The sequence below is a fragment of the Rhizobium beringeri genome, from assembly GCF_004306515.1.
Lineage (GTDB): Bacteria > Pseudomonadota > Alphaproteobacteria > Rhizobiales > Rhizobiaceae > Rhizobium > Rhizobium beringeri.
Window position 1 is genome coordinate 198,901 of sequence record NZ_SILG01000005.1, and the last position, 18,400, is coordinate 217,300.

At 59.3% G+C, this 18,400-nt stretch carries 15 protein-coding genes and 3 pseudogenes; 9 read left to right on the plus strand and 9 right to left on the minus strand.

Features of this window, described 5'->3' with window-relative positions:
* Positions 1-4: 4 nt before the first annotated feature.
* From ELH03_RS33725 to traI, 4 genes are read right to left on the minus strand one after another with little or no spacing between them, the layout of a single operon-like run.
* On the minus strand, positions 5-304 hold the full coding sequence (locus tag ELH03_RS33725) for a conjugal transfer protein TrbD (RefSeq protein ID WP_130654279.1): 300 nt from the start codon (positions 302-304) through the stop codon (positions 5-7).
* Positions 297-680, minus strand: a complete 384-nt coding sequence (locus ELH03_RS33730; protein WP_065276633.1) for a TrbC/VirB2 family protein — start codon at positions 678-680, stop codon at positions 297-299. Before ELH03_RS33730 ends, ELH03_RS33725 begins: the two co-directional genes overlap by 8 nt.
* Positions 670-1,647, minus strand: a complete 978-nt coding sequence (gene trbB / locus ELH03_RS33735) for a P-type conjugative transfer ATPase TrbB (protein WP_130654278.1) — start codon at positions 1,645-1,647, stop codon at positions 670-672. The genes ELH03_RS33730 and trbB overlap by 11 nt, the downstream gene beginning before the upstream one ends.
* Positions 1,644-2,282 (minus strand): acyl-homoserine-lactone synthase, encoded by a 639-nt coding sequence (traI, locus tag ELH03_RS33740; protein WP_130654277.1) that lies wholly within the window; start codon positions 2,280-2,282, stop codon positions 1,644-1,646. Before traI ends, trbB begins: the two co-directional genes overlap by 4 nt.
* Positions 2,283-2,658: 376 nt before the next feature.
* Here traI and repA point away from each other — a divergent pair, with 376 nt between their 5' ends.
* The 5 genes and pseudogenes from repA to ELH03_RS38850 form a co-directional block, all read left to right on the plus strand.
* Positions 2,659-3,882, plus strand: coding sequence for a plasmid partitioning protein RepA (gene repA / locus ELH03_RS33745; RefSeq protein WP_065276670.1), 1,224 nt, complete (start codon positions 2,659-2,661; stop codon positions 3,880-3,882).
* On the plus strand, positions 3,879-4,916 hold the full coding sequence (repB, locus tag ELH03_RS33750; RefSeq protein WP_130657451.1) for a plasmid partitioning protein RepB: 1,038 nt from the start codon (positions 3,879-3,881) through the stop codon (positions 4,914-4,916). Before repA ends, repB begins: the two co-directional genes overlap by 4 nt.
* Positions 4,917-5,105: 189 nt before the next feature.
* Positions 5,106-6,320 (plus strand): plasmid replication protein RepC, encoded by a 1,215-nt coding sequence (repC, locus tag ELH03_RS33755; RefSeq protein WP_130806927.1) that lies wholly within the window; start codon positions 5,106-5,108, stop codon positions 6,318-6,320.
* A gap of 230 nt (positions 6,321-6,550) precedes the next feature.
* Positions 6,551-7,325 (plus strand): annotated as a pseudogene (locus ELH03_RS33760) (NYN domain-containing protein).
* Positions 7,326-7,538: 213 nt separating this feature from the next.
* Positions 7,539-7,749, plus strand: a pseudogene (locus ELH03_RS38850) (divalent metal cation transporter); the annotation flags it as partial.
* Positions 7,750-7,968: 219 nt separating this feature from the next.
* Here the strand turns inward: ELH03_RS38850 and ELH03_RS33770 are convergent.
* The 3 genes and pseudogenes from ELH03_RS33770 to ELH03_RS33780 all read right to left on the minus strand — a co-directional run bounded on the left by ELH03_RS33770 (position 7,969) and on the right by ELH03_RS33780 (position 11,294).
* Complete coding sequence (locus ELH03_RS33770) at positions 7,969-9,093, minus strand: DUF418 domain-containing protein (protein WP_130729899.1); 1,125 nt, start codon at positions 9,091-9,093, stop codon at positions 7,969-7,971.
* Positions 9,094-9,661: 568 nt separating this feature from the next.
* Positions 9,662-10,076: pseudogene (locus ELH03_RS38855) on the minus strand (transposase); the annotation flags it as partial.
* 66 nt (positions 10,077-10,142) lie between these two features.
* Entirely contained in the window at positions 10,143-11,294 is a 1,152-nt protein-coding gene (locus ELH03_RS33780) for a tyrosine-type recombinase/integrase (protein WP_130806930.1), read from the minus strand.
* A 190-nt stretch (positions 11,295-11,484) separates the two neighbouring features.
* Between ELH03_RS33780 and ELH03_RS33785 the strand changes: the two genes are divergently transcribed.
* The 3 genes from ELH03_RS33785 to ELH03_RS33795 all read left to right on the plus strand — a co-directional run bounded on the left by ELH03_RS33785 (position 11,485) and on the right by ELH03_RS33795 (position 14,359).
* A complete protein-coding gene (locus ELH03_RS33785) occupies positions 11,485-12,624 on the plus strand; it encodes an RHE_PE00001 family protein (RefSeq protein WP_130806932.1) in 1,140 nt (379 codons plus the stop codon).
* A gap of 34 nt (positions 12,625-12,658) precedes the next feature.
* On the plus strand, positions 12,659-12,892 hold the full coding sequence (locus ELH03_RS33790; protein ID WP_245511913.1) for a DUF4238 domain-containing protein: 234 nt from the start codon (positions 12,659-12,661) through the stop codon (positions 12,890-12,892).
* Between the two features lie 477 nt (positions 12,893-13,369).
* Positions 13,370-14,359, plus strand: a complete 990-nt coding sequence (locus ELH03_RS33795) for a hypothetical protein (protein ID WP_245511914.1) — start codon at positions 13,370-13,372, stop codon at positions 14,357-14,359.
* Between the two features lie 29 nt (positions 14,360-14,388).
* Here the strand turns inward: ELH03_RS33795 and ELH03_RS33800 are convergent, their stop codons facing one another.
* Together ELH03_RS33800 and ELH03_RS33805 are read right to left on the minus strand one after the other, a co-directional pair.
* Positions 14,389-15,672, minus strand: a complete 1,284-nt coding sequence (locus tag ELH03_RS33800) for an ATP-dependent helicase (protein ID WP_130806933.1) — start codon at positions 15,670-15,672, stop codon at positions 14,389-14,391.
* The gene (locus ELH03_RS33805; protein ID WP_130806935.1) at positions 15,653-17,482 is read right to left on the minus strand and encodes an ATP-dependent nuclease; all 1,830 of its coding nucleotides are present in this window, start codon (positions 17,480-17,482) and stop codon (positions 15,653-15,655) included. The genes ELH03_RS33800 and ELH03_RS33805 overlap by 20 nt, the downstream gene beginning before the upstream one ends.
* A gap of 621 nt (positions 17,483-18,103) precedes the next feature.
* On the opposite strand from ELH03_RS33805, the gene ELH03_RS33810 reads away from it, so the two are divergent.
* Positions 18,104-18,379 carry a hypothetical protein gene (locus ELH03_RS33810; RefSeq protein ID WP_245511915.1) on the plus strand — a complete coding sequence of 92 codons (276 nt, stop codon included), beginning with the start codon at positions 18,104-18,106 and terminating at the stop codon, positions 18,377-18,379.
* Positions 18,380-18,400 lie beyond the last annotated feature (21 nt).

The following is an 18,400-nucleotide window of genomic DNA, read 5'->3' on the forward strand; positions in this document are numbered from 1 at the left end:
CTCCTCAGTACCGTCGCCACGGCGAGGTGGTCGCCTTGTAGTAGGGCTCGTAGGAAATGTGCCTGATATAGACTTGCCGCATCAGTGGGTCGGACTTCGCCATCATCTTGAGCAGCCCGACGATCACGACCCAGACAGCAACGCCGAAGATCGCCGAATAGGCCGTAAGCACGACGAAGATCAGGATCACGGCTGCAAGACCGGTGATCAGGACCAGCTCCCGATCGGCGCCCATCAGTAGGTTCGGGCGGGAGAGCGCGCGATGGATGCGGTTACGCCGCAGGCCGGACAGGGACTCAGCCATGATCTCCCTCCCCTCCTCCGTTCGTACCAATTAAGTAGATCTGCTCGTTTGTCAGCCCGATCGAAGCGCCGGTCGCACCGAACAGGCCGACAATGTTGGTGGCGCCGAGCAGGATGCCGGCGACAAGAACGACATACACAAGTCGCCGCGCGAAATCGTTGAGCTCGCCGCCGAAGATGAGCATGCCGCCGGCAATGGCCACGGCTGCAAGCGCGATCGCACCCGCGACCGGGCCGGTGATCGACTCCTGAATCTGCTGCAGTGGCCCTTCCCATGGGAGGCTGCCGCCGGAACTGGCGAGCGCCGGCGCGACAGAGGCAAGAACGATTGGCGCCGCAACGAGCGCGGCGGCGATGAGGGTATGCTTACGCGACATGGCGCGCCTCCTGTTCTTCGGTGAGCTGATCGGATTCGATCTCGTACTGTCCGTTGATGAACCGCTCGACTTGGATAATGTCGCGAACAATTCGCCCGCGCGGCGTCCGCTCAATCGAAATGACCAGGTCGACGGCCTCTCCAATCACCTCGTGCATCGGCTGCTGGCTTGCTTCGGCGGTCAGCTGTTCAAGGCGACGGAGTGCCGACATGGCGGTATTGGAGTGAATGGTCGCCACGCCGCCCGGGTGACCGGTATTCCAGGCCTTGAGCAACGTGAGGGCCGCTCCGTCGCGAACTTCGCCAACGACGATCCGGTCGGGGCGCAAGCGCATGGTGCTCTTCAGGAGCCGGGCCATGTCGATCGTATCGCTGGTATGGAGGAGAACGGCGTTTTCGGCCGCGCATTGGATCTCCGCGGTATCCTCAAGAATCACGAGACGATCCTGGGGCGCAGATTTGACGATCTCGTGGATGACCGCGTTCGCTAGCGTCGTCTTGCCTGAGCCTGTTCCTCCGGAAATGATGATGTTCAGCCTCGAGGAAATGGCACTGCGGATCGTTGCGGCTTGGCATTCTGTCATCACGCCGGCGCAAATATAGTCCTGGAGGGGAATGAGGCGCGACGCCCGGCGACGAATTGTGAAGGCGGGCTTGGTGACAACCGGGGGCAATAGACCCTCGAAGCGGTGGCCACCGATTGGCAGCTCGCCGGAGATGATCGGTTGTTCCGTGTCGACCTCTGACTGAAGCGCGTGCGCCACTGTACCGATCACCATCTCCGCTGCAGCCGACGACATCTGGCCGGCGGGCGTAACGCCGTGACCGAGCCGTTCGATGAACAACTTTCCGTCCGGATTAAGCATGATCTCGACGACGTTCGCGTCGTCCAGGGCAACACAAAGCTGGTCGCCGAGCGCCTCCTGAAGTTTGCGGACGAGCCGAGGGTGAGAGCGAAGCTGGTTCACGGATTTCTCCTTACGCTGCCTGGCTGACAGGGGGCGAGTTCAGAACGGTAGTTGGAGGGGCGAAGCCTGAGGAACGTGGCCGCATTGGCGGCCAGCGTGCCCGCTACGGCCGTCGTCACGCCGATTTTCTTGGGTTCGCCTAAACGCTGCAGCGGCCATCCCACGTGGGCGAGGATGCGCTCAAACCGAAGATCGGTCACCGTAACAATCTCAGTGTACCCATTTGCCATGCACCATTCGATGATGCCAGCGAACATGGTCAGCGTCGCTTCATGGACCGAGCCGGCGCCCCTCCCCTCCGCGAGAGCCGTGTCGACACAGAAGCGAGAACTCTCGATCATCGCGGCATGCCCCTTGAGTTGGCCGTCCGGGAGCAGCGACGGGAAAACGTCGGCCACCATTGTCGGTCCGAGCGCAGGAAGAAGCCTTGCGCACCCCGCCAATTCGCCGGTCTCTGCGATGGCGAGAATATAGGTCGGCCGAAGCGCGTCGAAACGATCGGACTCGCACCCCGCCGTTACATCGACTTCCCAACCCAGGCGATCGGAAAAGACCCGAGCACGAAGCTGATAGTGGATGTGTAGGAGATGCGCCTCTTGGATCGTCCGGGGTGTTGAGAGCGCGAGAGCCCGCATGATCTTTCTCCGTCGTTGTTGGTCGGCGGGAAATCAGCACAGTTTGGAATCGGAGGGCAGTTGTAGGATTCAACATGCGCGTAGCGAGGTGAGTCGCGGCTCATGAGGGGTGTGGCGCTACAGAACCGCCTAATCTACTTGCTGCTACACTGTTCGGATTTGTAGGATTCACAGGAGAACATTCCGGGATCAGGGAGCCGGGCATTTGAGGCTAACTCCCGGAGCGGGAAAGCAAAAATCCGAACAGCCTTATTCAGATTGTCCCCGGTCGTTAACCTTTTGTTAACCCTAAACCTCTGGACCAGTTCGGAGAATCGTGTTCTATTTTTAGCGGGCAATGGCCGGTAAACCGGCGAAAAGCCGCCAAGAGGGACAGATGGCGATAGCAAACCGAGTAGAAGCAAGTGTTGGCTCGAAGGAAGATGCCGGCAGCAAAATCATGCGCCATGCCGGGCTTCTGTCCGGGCAATTGCAGCAGCTTAGAACTCGTATGTATCCGCCAAAATCGGAAAAGACCCTGCGTCCCTTTCTGACCAACGAAGTGTCGAAGCTGACGTCTATACCCGATTCCACCCTGAAGCTCATGTCCACTGAAGGACGTGGGCCGATTCCCAGTAGGCTGGAAAATAACCATCGCGTCTACACGCTGGACCAGATCAATGAACTGCGTGAATTGTTCGCGATGCAGAAACCTGCAGACGCCTTGCGATTCCTTCCTCGTCGTCGTGCCGGGGAGCACCTCCAGGTTCTTGCGATAGCCAACTTCAAGGGCGGCAGCGCGAAGACGACAACCTGTGTCCACCTTGCCCACTATCTCGCCCTTCATGGGTATCGCGTCCTCGCACTCGACCTGGACCCGCAAGCATCCTTGTCCGCTTTGTTCGGTGCTCAGCCAGAAGTTGATGTCGGGTCGAATGAAACGATCTATGCCGCTTTGCGTTACGATGACGCCGAGCGTCGTCCCATCCGCCATATAATTCGCAGGACATATTTCGATGGCATCGATCTCATTCCTGGCAATCTTGAAGTCATGGAGTATGAGCACGAAACGCCACGGATCTTGGCGAACAAGTCCAGCTCCGGCGCAATCTTCTTTGAGCGACTGAAACTCGCCCTTTTGGAAGTCGAGGCGGACTACGACATCGTGATTCTCGACACTCCGCCGTCCCTCGGCTTTCTGACCTTGAGCGCGATATACGCCGCGACTAGCATGATCATTACGGTCCACCCGGCCATGCTGGACGTCGCGTCAATGAGCCAGTTCCTTCTCATGATGGGTGATCTGATTAGTGTTCTGAACGAGAGCGGCGCTCAGTTGGACCAGGACTTCATCCGGTATCTGGTTACACGACACGACCCCAATGACGCGCCACAGTCGCAAGTCGTTGCGATGCTTCGGCACCTGTTCGGCTCCGATGTATTATTGCCGACCGCCATTGAAAGCACTGCCGTTGAAGCAGCCGGCTTGGCGAAACGCTCGGTATACGAGCTCGAATTGGGACAGATCGGACGCGATACTCACAAGCGTGCCCGCGAGGCGGTAGATGCTGTGAACGAGGCGATTGTTCGCCTCGTCAATGAGAGCTGGGGGCGGACATGAGCAAATCCCCTCGCAAGTCGATTGTCGCCAGCTTCGGGTTGCTTTCCGCAGAGCTGGAAAGCGATCAGGCTGCGGATCAACAGCAGCCGTCGCAGGCCCCTGCCCCGGTTCCCGGAAATCGTGTCGGAGCAGGTGTGATCGGTGCTGCACACCGAGCAATCGACGACATTCGAACAGAGCGAGATCGCTTGAAGGCTATCGTGGAGTCGGGCGGTGGTTCGGTTCGCGAGTTGGATCCGTCGCTCATCGACCCATCCCCTTATCCGGACAGACTGCCGGACGATGACGCAACGAGCTTCGAGGCGTTCAAACGGTCGATCGAGACTGAGGGGCAACAGGTTCCCGTCCAGGTCCGCAAACACCCCTCCTCCCCAGGTCGCTATCAGATCGTCTACGGTCATCGACGATGGCTCGCTGCTAGGCAGCTTGACAGGCCTGTTCGCGCTCTCGAAGTCGAGATTTCCGACCTCGACCTGGTTCTTGCACAAGGCATTGAAAACGCGGGTCGCCAAGACCTCACCTGGATCGAGCGCGCGCTGTTTGCCTCCCGAATGGACGATGCGGGGATCAAGCCTCGGCACATCTACGCTGCGCTTTCGATCGAGGACGCAGAACTGGCTCGGATGCGGAATGTCTACAGGATCGTTCCCGCGGATATCATCGAGGCCATTGGGCGGGCGCCGAAGATCGGGCGGCCACGTTGGCTCGACCTTGCCAAGACGGTTGCTGGCGACACGGGAGCGCTCGATGCATTGCGGGCGGTACTGGTTAGGAAGGGCGAGACGGCTGAGACCTCTGATCAACGGTTTCAGCGTGCATTGAACGCCATCAGGCCAGTATCGACTGGTCGGAGAGAGCCAAGCCCGATTACAGACAAGAGCGGAACGAAGCTTGGCGCCCTGTTGATATCCTCGAAGGAGGTTCGAATCTCGGCTGAGGGTTCACTCGGGGTCGACTTTTTGAAGTTTGTTGAGGCGGAACTCCCAGCGCTAACGGAGCGCTTTGTCCGCCTGCGAGAAGAAGAGAAACCCTGACAGCTGTCAGGGTTTGGAGATGAAAAAAGGACGAACTGTAAAAGAAAAAGGCCCCCAAACGTTGCCGTCGTGGAAGCCTCTCTCAATGTGTGACAACTAGAGAATCGCATTTCCCCGAATCCCAGTCAAGAGTCTTTGGCACCGTAATTTGGTGAGCAGGTTTCTTTTGCCTTTTTGAAGGTGAAGAAAATGCAGATTGGAAGTGTGACGACGCCCTTTGGGCGGCGGCCGGTGACGCTTGCCCTGGTGAAGCGGCAAATCGAGACGAGTAAAATCAAGCCGGGCAAGACAGCGGACAAATGGAAAGTCTTTCGGGACGCATCCGAAGCAAGGGAGCTGCTTGGGCTGCAGGATCGCAGCCTGGCCGTCCTTGATGCGCTCCTGAGCTTTCATCCAGACAAGGAATTGCGCCAGGATGCGCAGCTCATCGTTTTTCCGTCCAACGCGCAATTGACGCTGCGAGCCCACGGTATCGCCGGCGCTACCCTTCGCAGACATCTGGCCCTTCTCGTTGAGGCAGGACTGATCGTGCGGAAGGACAGCCCGAACGGAAAGCGCTACCCCCGGAAGGACAAGGCGGGTGCGATCGATAGCGCATTCGGCTTTGATCTGTCACCGTTGCTCATGCGAACAGATGAGCTTGCCATGATGGCGCAACAGGTCGTTGCAGATCGTTTCGCCCTCCGCCGGGCGAAGGAAAATTTGACGATATGCCGGCGCGACGTTCGAAAGCTCATTTCTGCCGCGATCGAGGAAGGTGCGTCAGGCAACTGGGAAAACATCGAAGCGATTTACATCGGTCTCGTGGGCAGGATTCCGCGCTCTCCGACGCTCGGTGATGTGAATTCAATCTTGGACGAGATGGAGATCTTGCTGCAGGAGGCCATCAACATCCTGGAAATGCAGCAAAAAGATGAAAATAATAGCACCAATGGTGACCACAATGAACGTCACATACAGAATTCAAATACCGAATCCACCAATGAACTTGAACCATGCTCCGAAAACGCGCAGGAAGCAAAGGCGGTGGACGATGATCGGCCGAAGCGGGGGCCAATCCGGAATTTTCCGCTTGGTATGGTGATGCGGGCTTGCCCCGAGATCGCGATATATGGGCCGGGCGGTACGATCGGAAATTGGCGCGAAATGATGGGTGCAGCGGTCGTCGTCCGGTCAATGCTCGGTGTCAGCCCGTCAGCCTATCAGGAGGCCTGTGAGGTTATGGGGCCGGAGAATGCAGCCACGGCGATCGCCTGTATCCTTGAGCGAATTGGGCATATCAATTCGCCGGGAGGATATCTGCGGGACCTGACACGCAAGGCAGCACGTGGCGAATTTTCACTTGGCCCGGCGCTTATGGCGCTGCTTCGGGTCGATGGCGATAGCAATCGCAGGACGGGATAGTTGGTTGCCTAGACTTGTGGTCGGCTGGTCAAAACCCTGACAGCTGTCAGGGTTTTGCGATCGGCGGATGCTGGAGCGGGGAAGGGTAGATCAGCTCGGCTGGCGGCTACTGACATCATCCGACAAGGTAGGTTTTCGCTCGGTCCGATGGGCAAGTTAAATGAAGTTCCTTGCTGGTCCGAGTCGTGCTCTGCTGGCCTTCGAGACCGTTTTAAAAATGAGGAAGAGCAATGCCGTCTGAAACTCGATCTCCGCGCCTGGCTGTTTTGATTGATGCGGACAATACATCCGCTAAAATCGCCGACGGGCTGTTCGAAGAGGTAGCCAAAATCGGGGAGGCAAGCGTGCGTCGCATCTACGGTGATTTTTCCGGCACGCGCTCCAAGGGTTGGGCGGACGTACTCGCAAAGCACGCGATTATCCCGCAGCAGCAATTTGCGTATACAACGGGAAAGAATGCTTCCGATATCACTTTGGTCATCGATGCAATGGATTTGCTGCACAGCGGTCGGTTCGACGGCTTCTGCCTAGTGTCCTCGGACAGTGATTTCACGCGGCTTGCCGCCCGGATCCGTGAGCAGGGTGTTGATGTGTTCGGCTTCGGCGAGCAGAAGACACCGGAAAGTTTTCGCCAGGCCTGCCGGCGGTTCGTCTATACCGAAAACCTGCTTCCTGGCGCGATCAAGGACGAGCAGAATACTGCATCCACAGACAAGCCGCTGCAGCCGGCAACATCGGCCGTGCCGCTGATCAAGAAGGTACTGTCCCAGGAGGATAGCGATGACGGCTGGGTCAACCTGGGCACCGTCGGCAAGCAGTTGTTGAATCTGGCGCCGGATTTCGACCCGCGACATTCGGCTTCCGAAAACTCAGCGATCTTATCAGCAAGACGAACCAATTTGAGGTCGTCAGGCCGAGGGCGGTCCGATCAGCATAAACAACGAGGCAAAAACTAGCACAATGGTAGCGGCGATGGAGCGAGCAAGTGCCGGGCCACGACGGTGAGTATGGCTTTCGCCTGCGACGAGAAGCGTCATCAGTGCTGCCCGCAAAGAAAAGCGTCTGCCGAGCACGCTTCGGCAAGGCAATTGATATGTCGGCGTCGTCTTGACAGTTGAGACCGAATGGACCGAGGTTACCTTGCGAACGGTGACCCCGCAGCTCGCTCTGACGGAGCGACGGCGACGATGGTAGTGGCGATCTTCGGCACCACCAATATTCGCGCTATTCAACCCGGGTAGCATTGGTACCGGGCTGCTCGCCGTGCCTGTGCTGGCAGGATCGGCAGCCTACGCCATATTCGACCGGCCGGTGGAAAACCGGACTGGAGCACAAGCCACGCGAGGCGGTCGGGCTCTACACAGTTGTCGGGCTTGCCGTTCTCGTCGGCCTCGCGGTCGGCTTTTCGCCAATCGATCGGATACGGGCGCGCGCCTGCTGATGGCGAGCTCCGCTCCGGAATCCTGTCTGCACCGTTTAAGGTGCCTCCTACCAGAACACTCTGGCGCTGTGCTCGTGACGGTCAAGGGTAGGTCGCGGCGCGATTGGCCGTCGGCCCACTTGACCGTCACTGCGCGCGGCGGGCACGAAGGCAAGTCGGTATCATCAATCCCTATAAGGGTAGATCAGAGTCGGGGCGACGTGGTGCTTAGCGGATGTGATGCGCGAGATCTGTGATCCTACCCATCAGCACTTCCATCGGTCCTCGTTGGAAGGCGCGCAGCCAAAGCACGGCGAAAGTGCTTATAACCACGACGAAACCAAAGAGCACAGACAGGCTCCCATCTTCTTCAAGCGCATCTATTCCCATAATGCGCTCTAAATAGGCTACTCCCACAATGTGCAGCACGTAGGCCGTCAAAGACATAGAGCCGACCGCGATTATTGGCCAGACCAGCTTTTGCAGATGCGGGAGCCCGTCCATAGCAAGCCAGCAAGCCGCCAAGACAATCATTGCGCAACCGGTGTTGCCCAGGATCGAGAACGTCGTCTCGCTGTGAGGTGCGGCAACCAGTAGCGACCAGGGAGAGTCGAGATACCACCACGAGTCAAGAGGCTCCCGAAAAACGGCTGGGACAGGCAGCAAACGCAACGCGAGCCAGGATCCCCCATAGCCCAACACGGCCAGCGCGACCCCCTCTAGGCCAAGCCTCCAATGCATTGCTTGCGTATTAAGGCTAAGGCGTGCGATGGCCATACCTGCGATCACGAAAGGAACCCAGGTCATCGCGGGATAGGCGCCGTGGACCATGAAGTCGAACACCGGGTTCAAACTCCCCTCGGGGCCAAACAACTTAAGGAGGAAGCGCATTTGCGGGAGAACTAATGCGGTCCCTGCAGCGAGCAAGCCGAGCTGCTGTGCGCTGCGCCGATAGAGCGGCAGTACCAAGAGGAAGCAGATTCCGTAGGTTTTCAGGATGACTGCGATCCCTGTACCGAGGCGGGTCAGGATAGAGCCAATCGCGAGCAAAACAAGGGCACGAATTGCGACTCTGGCAACGGCCTGTCTACCTGCTTCCCCCGATTTCCGCGCCTTGCGGCCGGTAATCAGGATGATTGAAAAACCGGCCAATACGGCAAACAGGGCAGACGACCGCCCAAGGGGTAGCTCCATCAGATTCCCGATCAGTCCTAGGTCGTCGGGGATGGGGTCACCACCGACATGAGCGGCATACATGCCGAAGACAGCCAAACCGCGAGCAAGGTCGATGTCGACCAGCCGATCTTCGGCCGACCCATCGCTCGGGCCCTCAATTGACGAATTTCTCGCCACGGTGGTTCCTTTCGTTCATTGTGCCGACCCCGGGTCCGCCGTGTTGCAGCAATGGCGGGCCGGAGATTCATTAACCGGCGGCAAGAGGACCAAAGACAGCGCATGATCGGTTGGTCAACTGACCGCAGCTCTAACTTACTGAAAGTTAATGTTTTTTTTGATGATTTTGTCGAAGCTAGATAGGTGGGTCATCACCTTGTCGGACAGCTCGGGGAAGAAGGCGTGATCCTCGCAGAGCACGCCATCAGCGCGCTGATGACCATGGCCGAAAGCTGAGAGGAGAGGTGGCGTGGCGGGTCGGCAATCTGGGTCGGGTGACCTCGAACAACTCCGCGGCGATCGCCTCGACTTGCTGCGTGACCGGCTTCAGAGGGCATCGCGTTGGTTCATTGCGGTTTAGACACAGCAGGATCATTGCATGCTTTCCACGCAAGGCCGGCTAATCCCCAGCTGACGCATTTCCCCATAGTCCGTGGAGCAACCGAGCCCGAGTCGCCTTGCTGTTTCGTGGGAACGTTTTAGCGTCAATCAATCTCATTACGGCGTCTATCTTCTTGGCGACTGAGTCTCTTTCCTTTCGCCCTTGCATCAGGATCTCTTCGCCCGCAGCATAGCCGTGCCGACAGCCGCCCTCGGTCGTTTTGACACTCTGACTATCCAGCACAGGGGCATTCTGAGAGGCTTGGCGGCCGGTCCGCTCACGGTCCGCCATGACGAGGCAGTGATTGATCCTCGTGAACACACTGGCGTCACGCCAACGGCACAAATAGCCGAACACCGTACTGTTGGGAGGCAGGACCTTCGGGATCAGACGCCAGGGTCTTCTTCCTGGCAAACATAGAAGGTGCCCGATGATCTCTCGCAGCGGCCAAGCTGGCTTGCGCCCCTTGGCGCCGGCTGCGGAAGACCGCCCACTCTGCATCCGTCAGGTCGGGTTCCACATGACCCGTCCATTCAGGCTTCAGACACCTTCTTGGAATCATCTTTAGCCCGATCACTCACCCCATTCCCGGATATGCTCTGAGCTGCACCGATCCTACCCTTTTCGGCTAGCCAAGAAGACGCGACGCCTGGCCTTCCCGGCGTGTTGCGCTGTTATAATAACTTGATGCCTGCTGCACCGATCGATGACGCGACTGCTCCATCGCCTCGGGGAGTGGAATACCCCGGTTGGCGGCCTCGGTGAGATATCCCGACCGAAGCCCGTGCGCGGAAAACTCCCCACGCTCTAATCCAGCCAGTTCCACCCGCTGCTTGATGATCGCATTGACCGACTGCGGATCGATCGCCCGTCGCGAAACAGTCCCCCATCGCCCGATCGCCCGAAACACGCTGCCGCTGTCGATCTTGGCGGCCACCATCCAGGCATTCAGCGCCTCCACCGGCCGACCGGTCAGGTAGACAACGTCGTCCTCGTCGCCGCTGGTCGTCTTGGTGCGGCCGAGATGGATGGCGAGAGAGGGGAGGGGGCTCCCGCCTTCGACCGGAATGGGCGGCTCGACGGTCAACTGTTCGCGGCGCAGCCCGGCGATCTCGCTGCGCCGGCGACCGCCGGAGGCAAAGGCGACCATCAGCATCGCCCGGTCCCGGAGATCGCGCAGACTGTCGGTCGCGCAGGTCGCCAGCAGTCTTGCCAGGACGTCGCCGGTGACCGCCTTGGCGCTCTTGCGAAGACGTTGTCTTGGCGCGGCTCGGATCGCCAGCCGAATGGCTGATTTGAGGGCAGGGGAGGCGAAGGCGCCGTCAAAACCGCGCCATCTGGTCAGCGTCGACCAGTTCGCCAGCCGCCGGCGCACCGTCGATGGCGCGTGCGGGCCTGCGGATCTGAGAAAACCCTGGCTCCGAAGGTCTTCGTCGACGTCGGCCGGCATGCCGTGATCCGGATCGGTCTCGCGGTGCTGCGGATCCCAGAGGTGATGCGCGACGAATTTCAAAAGCAGCGCCTCGGGTGCCGGCCAGGGCAGGGATTGTCCGGTCGCCGCCAGTCCCCAGGCTTCCAGATAGGCAAGGTCGGAAGTCAGCGCCCGCAGCGTGTTGTCGCCCATGCCCTGGTTGACGAGATGGCGCAGCGTCTCGACGTCCTGGTCGGTCAAAAGCTTGGCGAGTTCGTCGCGGCGCTCTATCGGCAGGACGGCGGCAATGGTGTCGAGTTCTTCGGCGCGCCGCTCGACGGAAGTCTGTGATTTTCTGGGTTTGGCCACGGACGCTCCAAAATCGCGGGTTTCGCCAGCCGCTGGGACCGTGATTTGCTGCGATTCTTTCTGATTTGGGCCGCCAAATCAATCTACCATCGATAACCAGTACTTATCGATGGTTAGCGCACCACCCCGCAATCATACCATGTGAGGAACCACAATATTTAAATAGAGTTCCTTTAGAAAATCATTTACCATGATTTCAATGGTTTACGATCTCGCGAAAATCAGCATGACTACCCTGATGCGGTCGGCTTTCGACGCCGGCATCGCGCTGGCGCGTCTCGACGAGCGCATCGCCCGTTCGCCGGTCGGCCAAGGATGGATTGAGCGCAGCCAATTCACCGACGCCTGCGCCTCGCTGTGGATCGACGGCGAACTCGTCCATCTCGAAGATCTCGTCCTCCACGACGATATCAGAGATATTCGCACACCCACCCACGAACTGACAATCGCCCGCGACGTGCTGCGCACGCGCCGGCGCATCGCCGCCCAACTTCCCGGCTGGGCACTGTCGGCCGACGGTATTCGGACGCTGCGAAAGACCTCGGAGATCACGGCGGCTGACACGGACGAGGCGACGACCGCCGATGCCATCCGGCGCGCGGTCGTGAACGATCCGGAAGGCGAGGGGGAAGACGCCGACGACATCGAAAATCTTCCTGGCGTCGACTATGCCGCCATCGATGCGGTTCTGGCCCGATCGGAGGCGGCGATCGAGAACGCAACACGGCCTGGCCGTGGCGGCGCGGCTGAAAAAGATCCGATGATCTATGATCTCGACTGGGACGAGGATTCAAGGCTCGACGAATGGCGCAGCGTGGTGCGCCAGGTCGAAAATTTGCCGGCGGTGCTGCAGGCGATCGTCGCCCTCGATGCCTGGAACGAGCTTGCCGTCCTGCAGCACGCGCCCTGGCTTGGCCGGCTGTTTTGCGCTTCGATGCTGCGCCAGGCCGGCATCACCACCGGCGCCCACCTCGCCGCCATCAATCTCGGCCTGAAATCCATTCCCGTCGATCGTCGCCGGCATCGCGACCGGGAAACCCGGATGCTGGCCATCGCCCACGGACTGATCGCGGCCGCGGAGATCGGGCTCAAGGAGCATGACAGGCTGGCGCTGGCTCGAACACTGATGGAGCGAAAGCTGGAAGGGCGCCGGACGTCGTCAAAACTGCCGGAGCTGGTTGAGCTGGTGATGGCAAAACCGCTGGTGTCGGCCGGGATGGTGGTGAAGACGCTCGGGGTTACGCCGCAGGCGGCGCGGCGGATCGTTTTGGAACTCGGCCTCAGGGAGATGACCGGGAGGGGGAGGTTTCGCGCATGGGGGGTGATATGATGCTTGCGCGTCTTTCGAGAGGGCTAGTGAAGGCATGAGCGAACGTACAAAACGACAGCATGTGGTGCCCCGCTTTTATGTGAGGTACTTCACTCAGCAAGATGGCGAGCTTTGGACCCACGACTGTGTAACCGGTACCGCTCGTAGGTCGACGCCAGAAAAGACTGCATACGAGACCAACATCTACACCCCGGCGGGTGAAGATGGCGCTCGGATCGACTTGATCGAGGACACGCTCGCAAAGATCGAATCACAAGCCGCGGGATGAAATACCAGGTCCCGGTAAACCAAATTGATGTCGGAGTGCCATCTCCGACCATTGATGTCGTTCGGAAATTGAAACCCGGATAGACAAAGTAGGCCCACCTTGATGTAACTCGTTTGCATTTGGAGGGGGCGATGAGACATGCGGATTGCAGTTCTAGGTTGGGGTTCGCTCATCTGGAACCCGCAGCAACTTGAGGTTCGAGGACCTTCGAACCAGATGGCCCGGAACTTCGGATCGACTTCGCCAGGGTATCTGGACACGATCGGTTGGACGCGCTCATTATCGACGAAAAGAACGGGCTAGTATGCCCAACACGAGGCGCCGTGTGTCGATGGGCATCGATAGCGGTCACCGGAGGGACACTGAGCGCACGTTGACCGCCACTTGCCATCTGTGACAACTTGCCTGCGCGATTCAGTGAGCGCCGCATTGAGCCGCGTTGGCTCGGCGGAGAGCGGACATAGGCTTCTGTCAGACATGCTCCAGAACACGACACGCAATCAGCATTTCCTGAGCCAGGTGGAGCAGAGGCTCAACGCCATGAATCCACGGGCGAACGCCGATAATCTGAGGATTTACGCTTTCGGGATCGCTGACCGGGAAAACTACAGGCTTGTGCTCGAAAAGCCGAACGGCAACCCGATCGATCGGAACCTGTCGCTCTTTGACATGTTCAGTTTTGACGTTCCGGGCGGGAGCGAGCTGCGACGCAATTTCGAGGCGTTGTTTCAGAGATACGAAGCCGACATCCAGAACTTTACGATAAGCCTTCTCGCCAAACTCAACGCCGGTAGCCAGGAAGTCGAGGCCGAGATAGTTGGTCTGTTCGCGGCAAAGCTGCTCAATTTCGTGCGGAACCCGTATTCCGTTGCGAAAGTCCTCAACACCTTTCCGGGCCTTGGCCATTACGATCCAACGAACCCGTTGCTTCTGGCCGAACGCGATCGCATCGTGAGTGGCAGAAAACCGCATCAGGCGCATCTCTGTGGCCAGCTCGGTATCAGTGACGCGCAGTATGTCGAATGGTTGCGCGTGCTTTTTATGCTACTCATGCCAATGGCAGAAAACCGCCCGAATTTCTTTGAGGAGATTATCGGCGCGCTGTTCGAGGACCGGACGAAATATATCGCCGCGATCATCTGCGACTACGACCACGATCGATGCCTCCTGTCCGACCGGGGTTTCAGCCAGGCGGTCGCGGATGGCTCCCTTCTGTCATTTTCGTTCAACCTGTGTGGGACGGCGTTCGTCGACTATATGTTCGCGGATCCTGCGACCCTTGTACAGGGGAAGGCTCCGCCGGAAAGGATCGCAAGTGCGATTGCCTCCCTGGAACGCCGGCAGCAACCGGTAAGTGTAACCTTCCTGCGCAACAATCTCGACATGCTGAGACGGTACAACCGTCGCGTCGTCGATCAGTGTTACGAGCGGGTGTTCTGCTCAGCAAAGGATGGCTTGGTGTTTTGATGGCGTCGGCTTAGCTGCGCTGGGCATGCTCAGGCGGTCACGGCGACAGCGGGTTGCGTGAAGACAAAGGGCGCTTCGTTCAGCAGCGCCTGGGTCCGGACAAAAACCTTGCAACTGCGGCGTGCCCGGGTGATGCCGTTATAGAGCAGCCTCGCTTTTAGCTCCTCACTCCCAGGAACGCCGGGGGGCCAGAGGATGATGACGTGATCGAACTGCCGGTTTTTGGCCTGGTGGATCGAAAGCAGGGGAATGCCTCTCGGCCGGTCGCCGGAATAGGCGCGATGATTGGCCGCCGTGCGCTCCATCAGCATTCTGATTTCATCGGCCGACCAGTTTGTCTTGCCAAGGCGGTTGGCGCTCGCGCGTAACGACGCCTGCACCCTCGGCATCCACAGGGGCTGGTTTTCGACCGGCGCCATCCGGCCTAGAAGTTCCAGAAACCCAGTGTTGTTGATAGCGCCAAGCGCGGCCATCATCGTGTTCACCTCGTCGCCCGCGCGCGCTTCGTGCGCCAGGATGATTGGCGGAATATTGAACTGCGCGGAGTGAAGGCCCAGGGAAAGGCGCTGCGCCAATGATTGTGCCCAGGCGCCACCGCCTGGCGGGTAAAGGACGGCAACTGTGCCATGGGCCGCGGCGATGGCCGAACCGATCCTGAATGGGGCCATGTTCGGGAATTCATAGCGGATTTGCAGGCCCGCCCCCGGAGCGGGTGCTATCAGCTGGCGCAAATTGGCGCCGGCCGTGAGCAAGCCCGCCTGATTGGTGCGGTGGATCTGGTTAAGTGGTGTTATTTCGCCAGTGGCAAACCAGTTCACGAAAGGCGCCGTGTCCACGGTCTCATCCAGACATTGGAATTCGTCGGCGGCGACGAAGATAGCACTGTGGCCAGCGAGGGCGCTGATCATCCTCAGTCGCGGCGCCGCCAGTTCCTGAGCTTCGTCAACGACGATGACAGGATAAGACCGCGCGACCCAACGCGCTACGGCTGGCTGTTCGAGAAGCTGACCGCAAGCATCGCAGGTCTGGTTGAAGTCGCCGATTTCGGCATTCAGGGATCCGGCGAGCGTCCGCCACCTGTGCCAAACATTTTGCGCGAAGCTGTCGATCGTCATGGCGACGGCTTTTCCGCGCAAGACAGGATTGCCGCGAAACTCGGCGTCTAGGCGGCGGCGCGACCCATGCATGAAGGTCAGCGAGAGGATTTTCTGGTGGGGAAGAAATGGCTCATTCTGCAGGCGCTGCGCCACCGCCTCCATCAGGCGATAAGTTTTTCCCGATCCTGCTGGACCTTCAAATCCCCGGAAAGGCATGATTGAAAGTCCAGATATGGGTGACACCGTTCTGATGCGGCAGGTCTGTCGCCGAACCGGCCGGCGCTGCCCGATCGGTCGCGATAGCCCCAAGCGTGGACAGCACATGACGGACGCGGCGGCTGCAGAGCGGCTTCGCGGTGATGGCGTCCGCCAGTGCAGCGTGCAGGATCTCGTCGGTCTTCCGCGCCTGAACCTTGAGATGGTCTGCAAGATCGGCGATGTTTGCGGGAAGGCCGAGGTCAGCCACATCGGGTTGCTCGAGAACGGTTGCGTCGGCGCTGCAGACCCAGGTCACAACATCTTCGATGGTCCACCCGTCCGGCCACCGCACGATCCGCCTGCATCGCGGATTGGCGGCGCTTAGGGCCGCACTGTAGTCAGTCCCTGCCTGATCTCCATCCACGAGGCATGTCAGGGATGGATGAACGCCCACGAGGTCGAGATAGGTGTCCCGGATACGGGCGTCCTTGGTTGGAATGACGCCGACTTCATGCGTGAATGTAGCTTCGTCCGGCGCGTCTGCCGGTTCTGTCAGGTCCGCGATGCGGCCGAAGAGACGCAGCCAGCCGGCATCCGTTTTTCCTTCCGGGATCAGGACGGCCGGATGCATGATTGCCGATACGGTCGCCTGCCGGTCCGAAAGGAAAAGCGCGCGACGCACCGCGCTTGCGTTTGCGTCGATCGGCGACCGCAGAAGCGGTTTGGCGGAAATTTGTCCGGCCCTATTGGTGACGAGCACGAGCTGCTGGGGGTCGGCGACAGCGGCCACGGTCGGGGAATGACTTGTGACGACGGTCTGGGTCGCCATCTTTTTGAGATAGTGGAGAAGTTTCCGCTGCTGAGGCGGGGGCACATGAAGCTCCGGCTCCTCGATGAGCATGATGAAATTGTCACCGCGCGCCTTGCGCAGGTTTCCGAAGCGCATCAGCAAAATCAGGGTCTGAAGAGAGATAAGCCCGTTGCCGTGCCTTCTGCCCGGAAGCTGCGGTCTTCCCTGCTCGGTAAAATGCGGCATGACGGCGTCGAGCACGCCTTCGCTGTCGGTTGTCGTTAGCCGAAGCGTCAGGGCTATATCGCGACCGAACAGCTTTCGCAGGTCATCGTTGATATCGCCCACCAGGCCGGCAAGCTGCCCGTCCGCCTCCAGGGGCTCCACGGGTTGCCTCAGCCTGTCGCGTTCGGCCAGCACGGCTTCCGAGGGATTGCCGCCCACATAAGCGACCGTTCGCCGGAACAGCTCGGAGCCGAAAGACATCATCTTGTCCCACGTCCGGCTGGCAGGAACCAGAAACAGGCCGATTTCCTTTATCAGGCTCGTCGGCAGGGGAACTATCGTCGAGTCCTCGGCAAAGGGATCGCCTGCATCGGTGTCATCGTAGAAATATCGCACCGCGTCGGCTTCAAGCGTCAGGCGGTCGAAGCGTGCGCAGAAAGCGATCTGGCAGGCCAGTTGACCGGCCTGGGCGGTCTGAACTGCAGAAAGCTCGCCGGAGGCAGGATCGAACCATTTCTCGGTAGCCCGGCCGGCGCGAAACCAATCGTGATGGTGTTCCGGGCTGTTGGGCGCGAAACCCGCTACCGTTGCGATAATACTGATTCGGTCGGCAGGCTGTGGATCCGAGCCGAAGAAGTCGTGCTCCGTCAGGTTGCGCACCAGCCTGTCCCGCCCGAGCAGAAGGGCGAGGGATTCAATAATTGTCGTTTTGCCACAGTTGTTTGCGCCGATGAGGACTGTGAAATCATCAAAAAGGAGCGTGCCGCTTTCAATTCCGCGAAACCCGGCTATGTCCAGCCTTACAATTTTCATCAATGCCCCCGGAGCCCACTGGAACCTAACATTTGTCGGGGCCTGGGCGAAGGGCAGAGGCGATAATTCCCGCAACTGCCTCGCGAGGGTCTTTTACACGACGGCCCGCCGCAGACGATCTTGCGACACGCAAGCGATCCCGCGGCCTTCGAGGATTAGCACGCATCAAAGGCTACTGCGGAAAAGGTGGGATCTGTGACAACTGTAGCCGACGAGCGACACCCACACGGGAGGCGTAAAGACTGCACAACGGAGCTGCTTTAACACCTAGATTCGACCCCTCCGTTACGATCAACTGGAAAACGACATTGACCGACCCGAGCCCATTTCGCATGGGAGGGCCGGGCAGATTAGATCCTTCTCTTGGCGACCGCAGTACGCGCGGGATCCCGCAAGCCAACTCATGTCGTTTGTAACCTGGCTCCCACAGGACAAGTGCGAGACGATTACCGACAGAGTCCTGCGGCTTTCTGGAATCGTGGGGCAACCGATCTGGAGGCCGATGCTGTCGCCCGCTCTTTCAGCGGAAGCGTGTTTTCCTTGACGTCATTGCGCACACACCGCTTGACTCTTTGTCACTCCAGGGTTGAAACGAAAGTACTCGTGAGGTGGGAGGTAGCCATGATTGAGTTTGACCTGCCCGACGGGCTTTATCCTTTCATCGATCAACGCCTTCCGCTTGCTGATCTCGCCATGATCGAGGTGCCTTCAGCCCTCGAAAAATTGTTGCGTACGCAGGCGAATGCGAGGGGCGTCGAAATCCTTCGCGGGACACCCATCGAGCTGCGATGTCAGTCCGCGGAATTTCCAGACGCTACTTTTTTGATCTACTGGCCATACGAGGAGGACAGGCTCCACATGCTTGCCCCGAAAGGATTCAGGGTCGGGGTTTCATGAACACCTTTCTTCGAGCGCCGT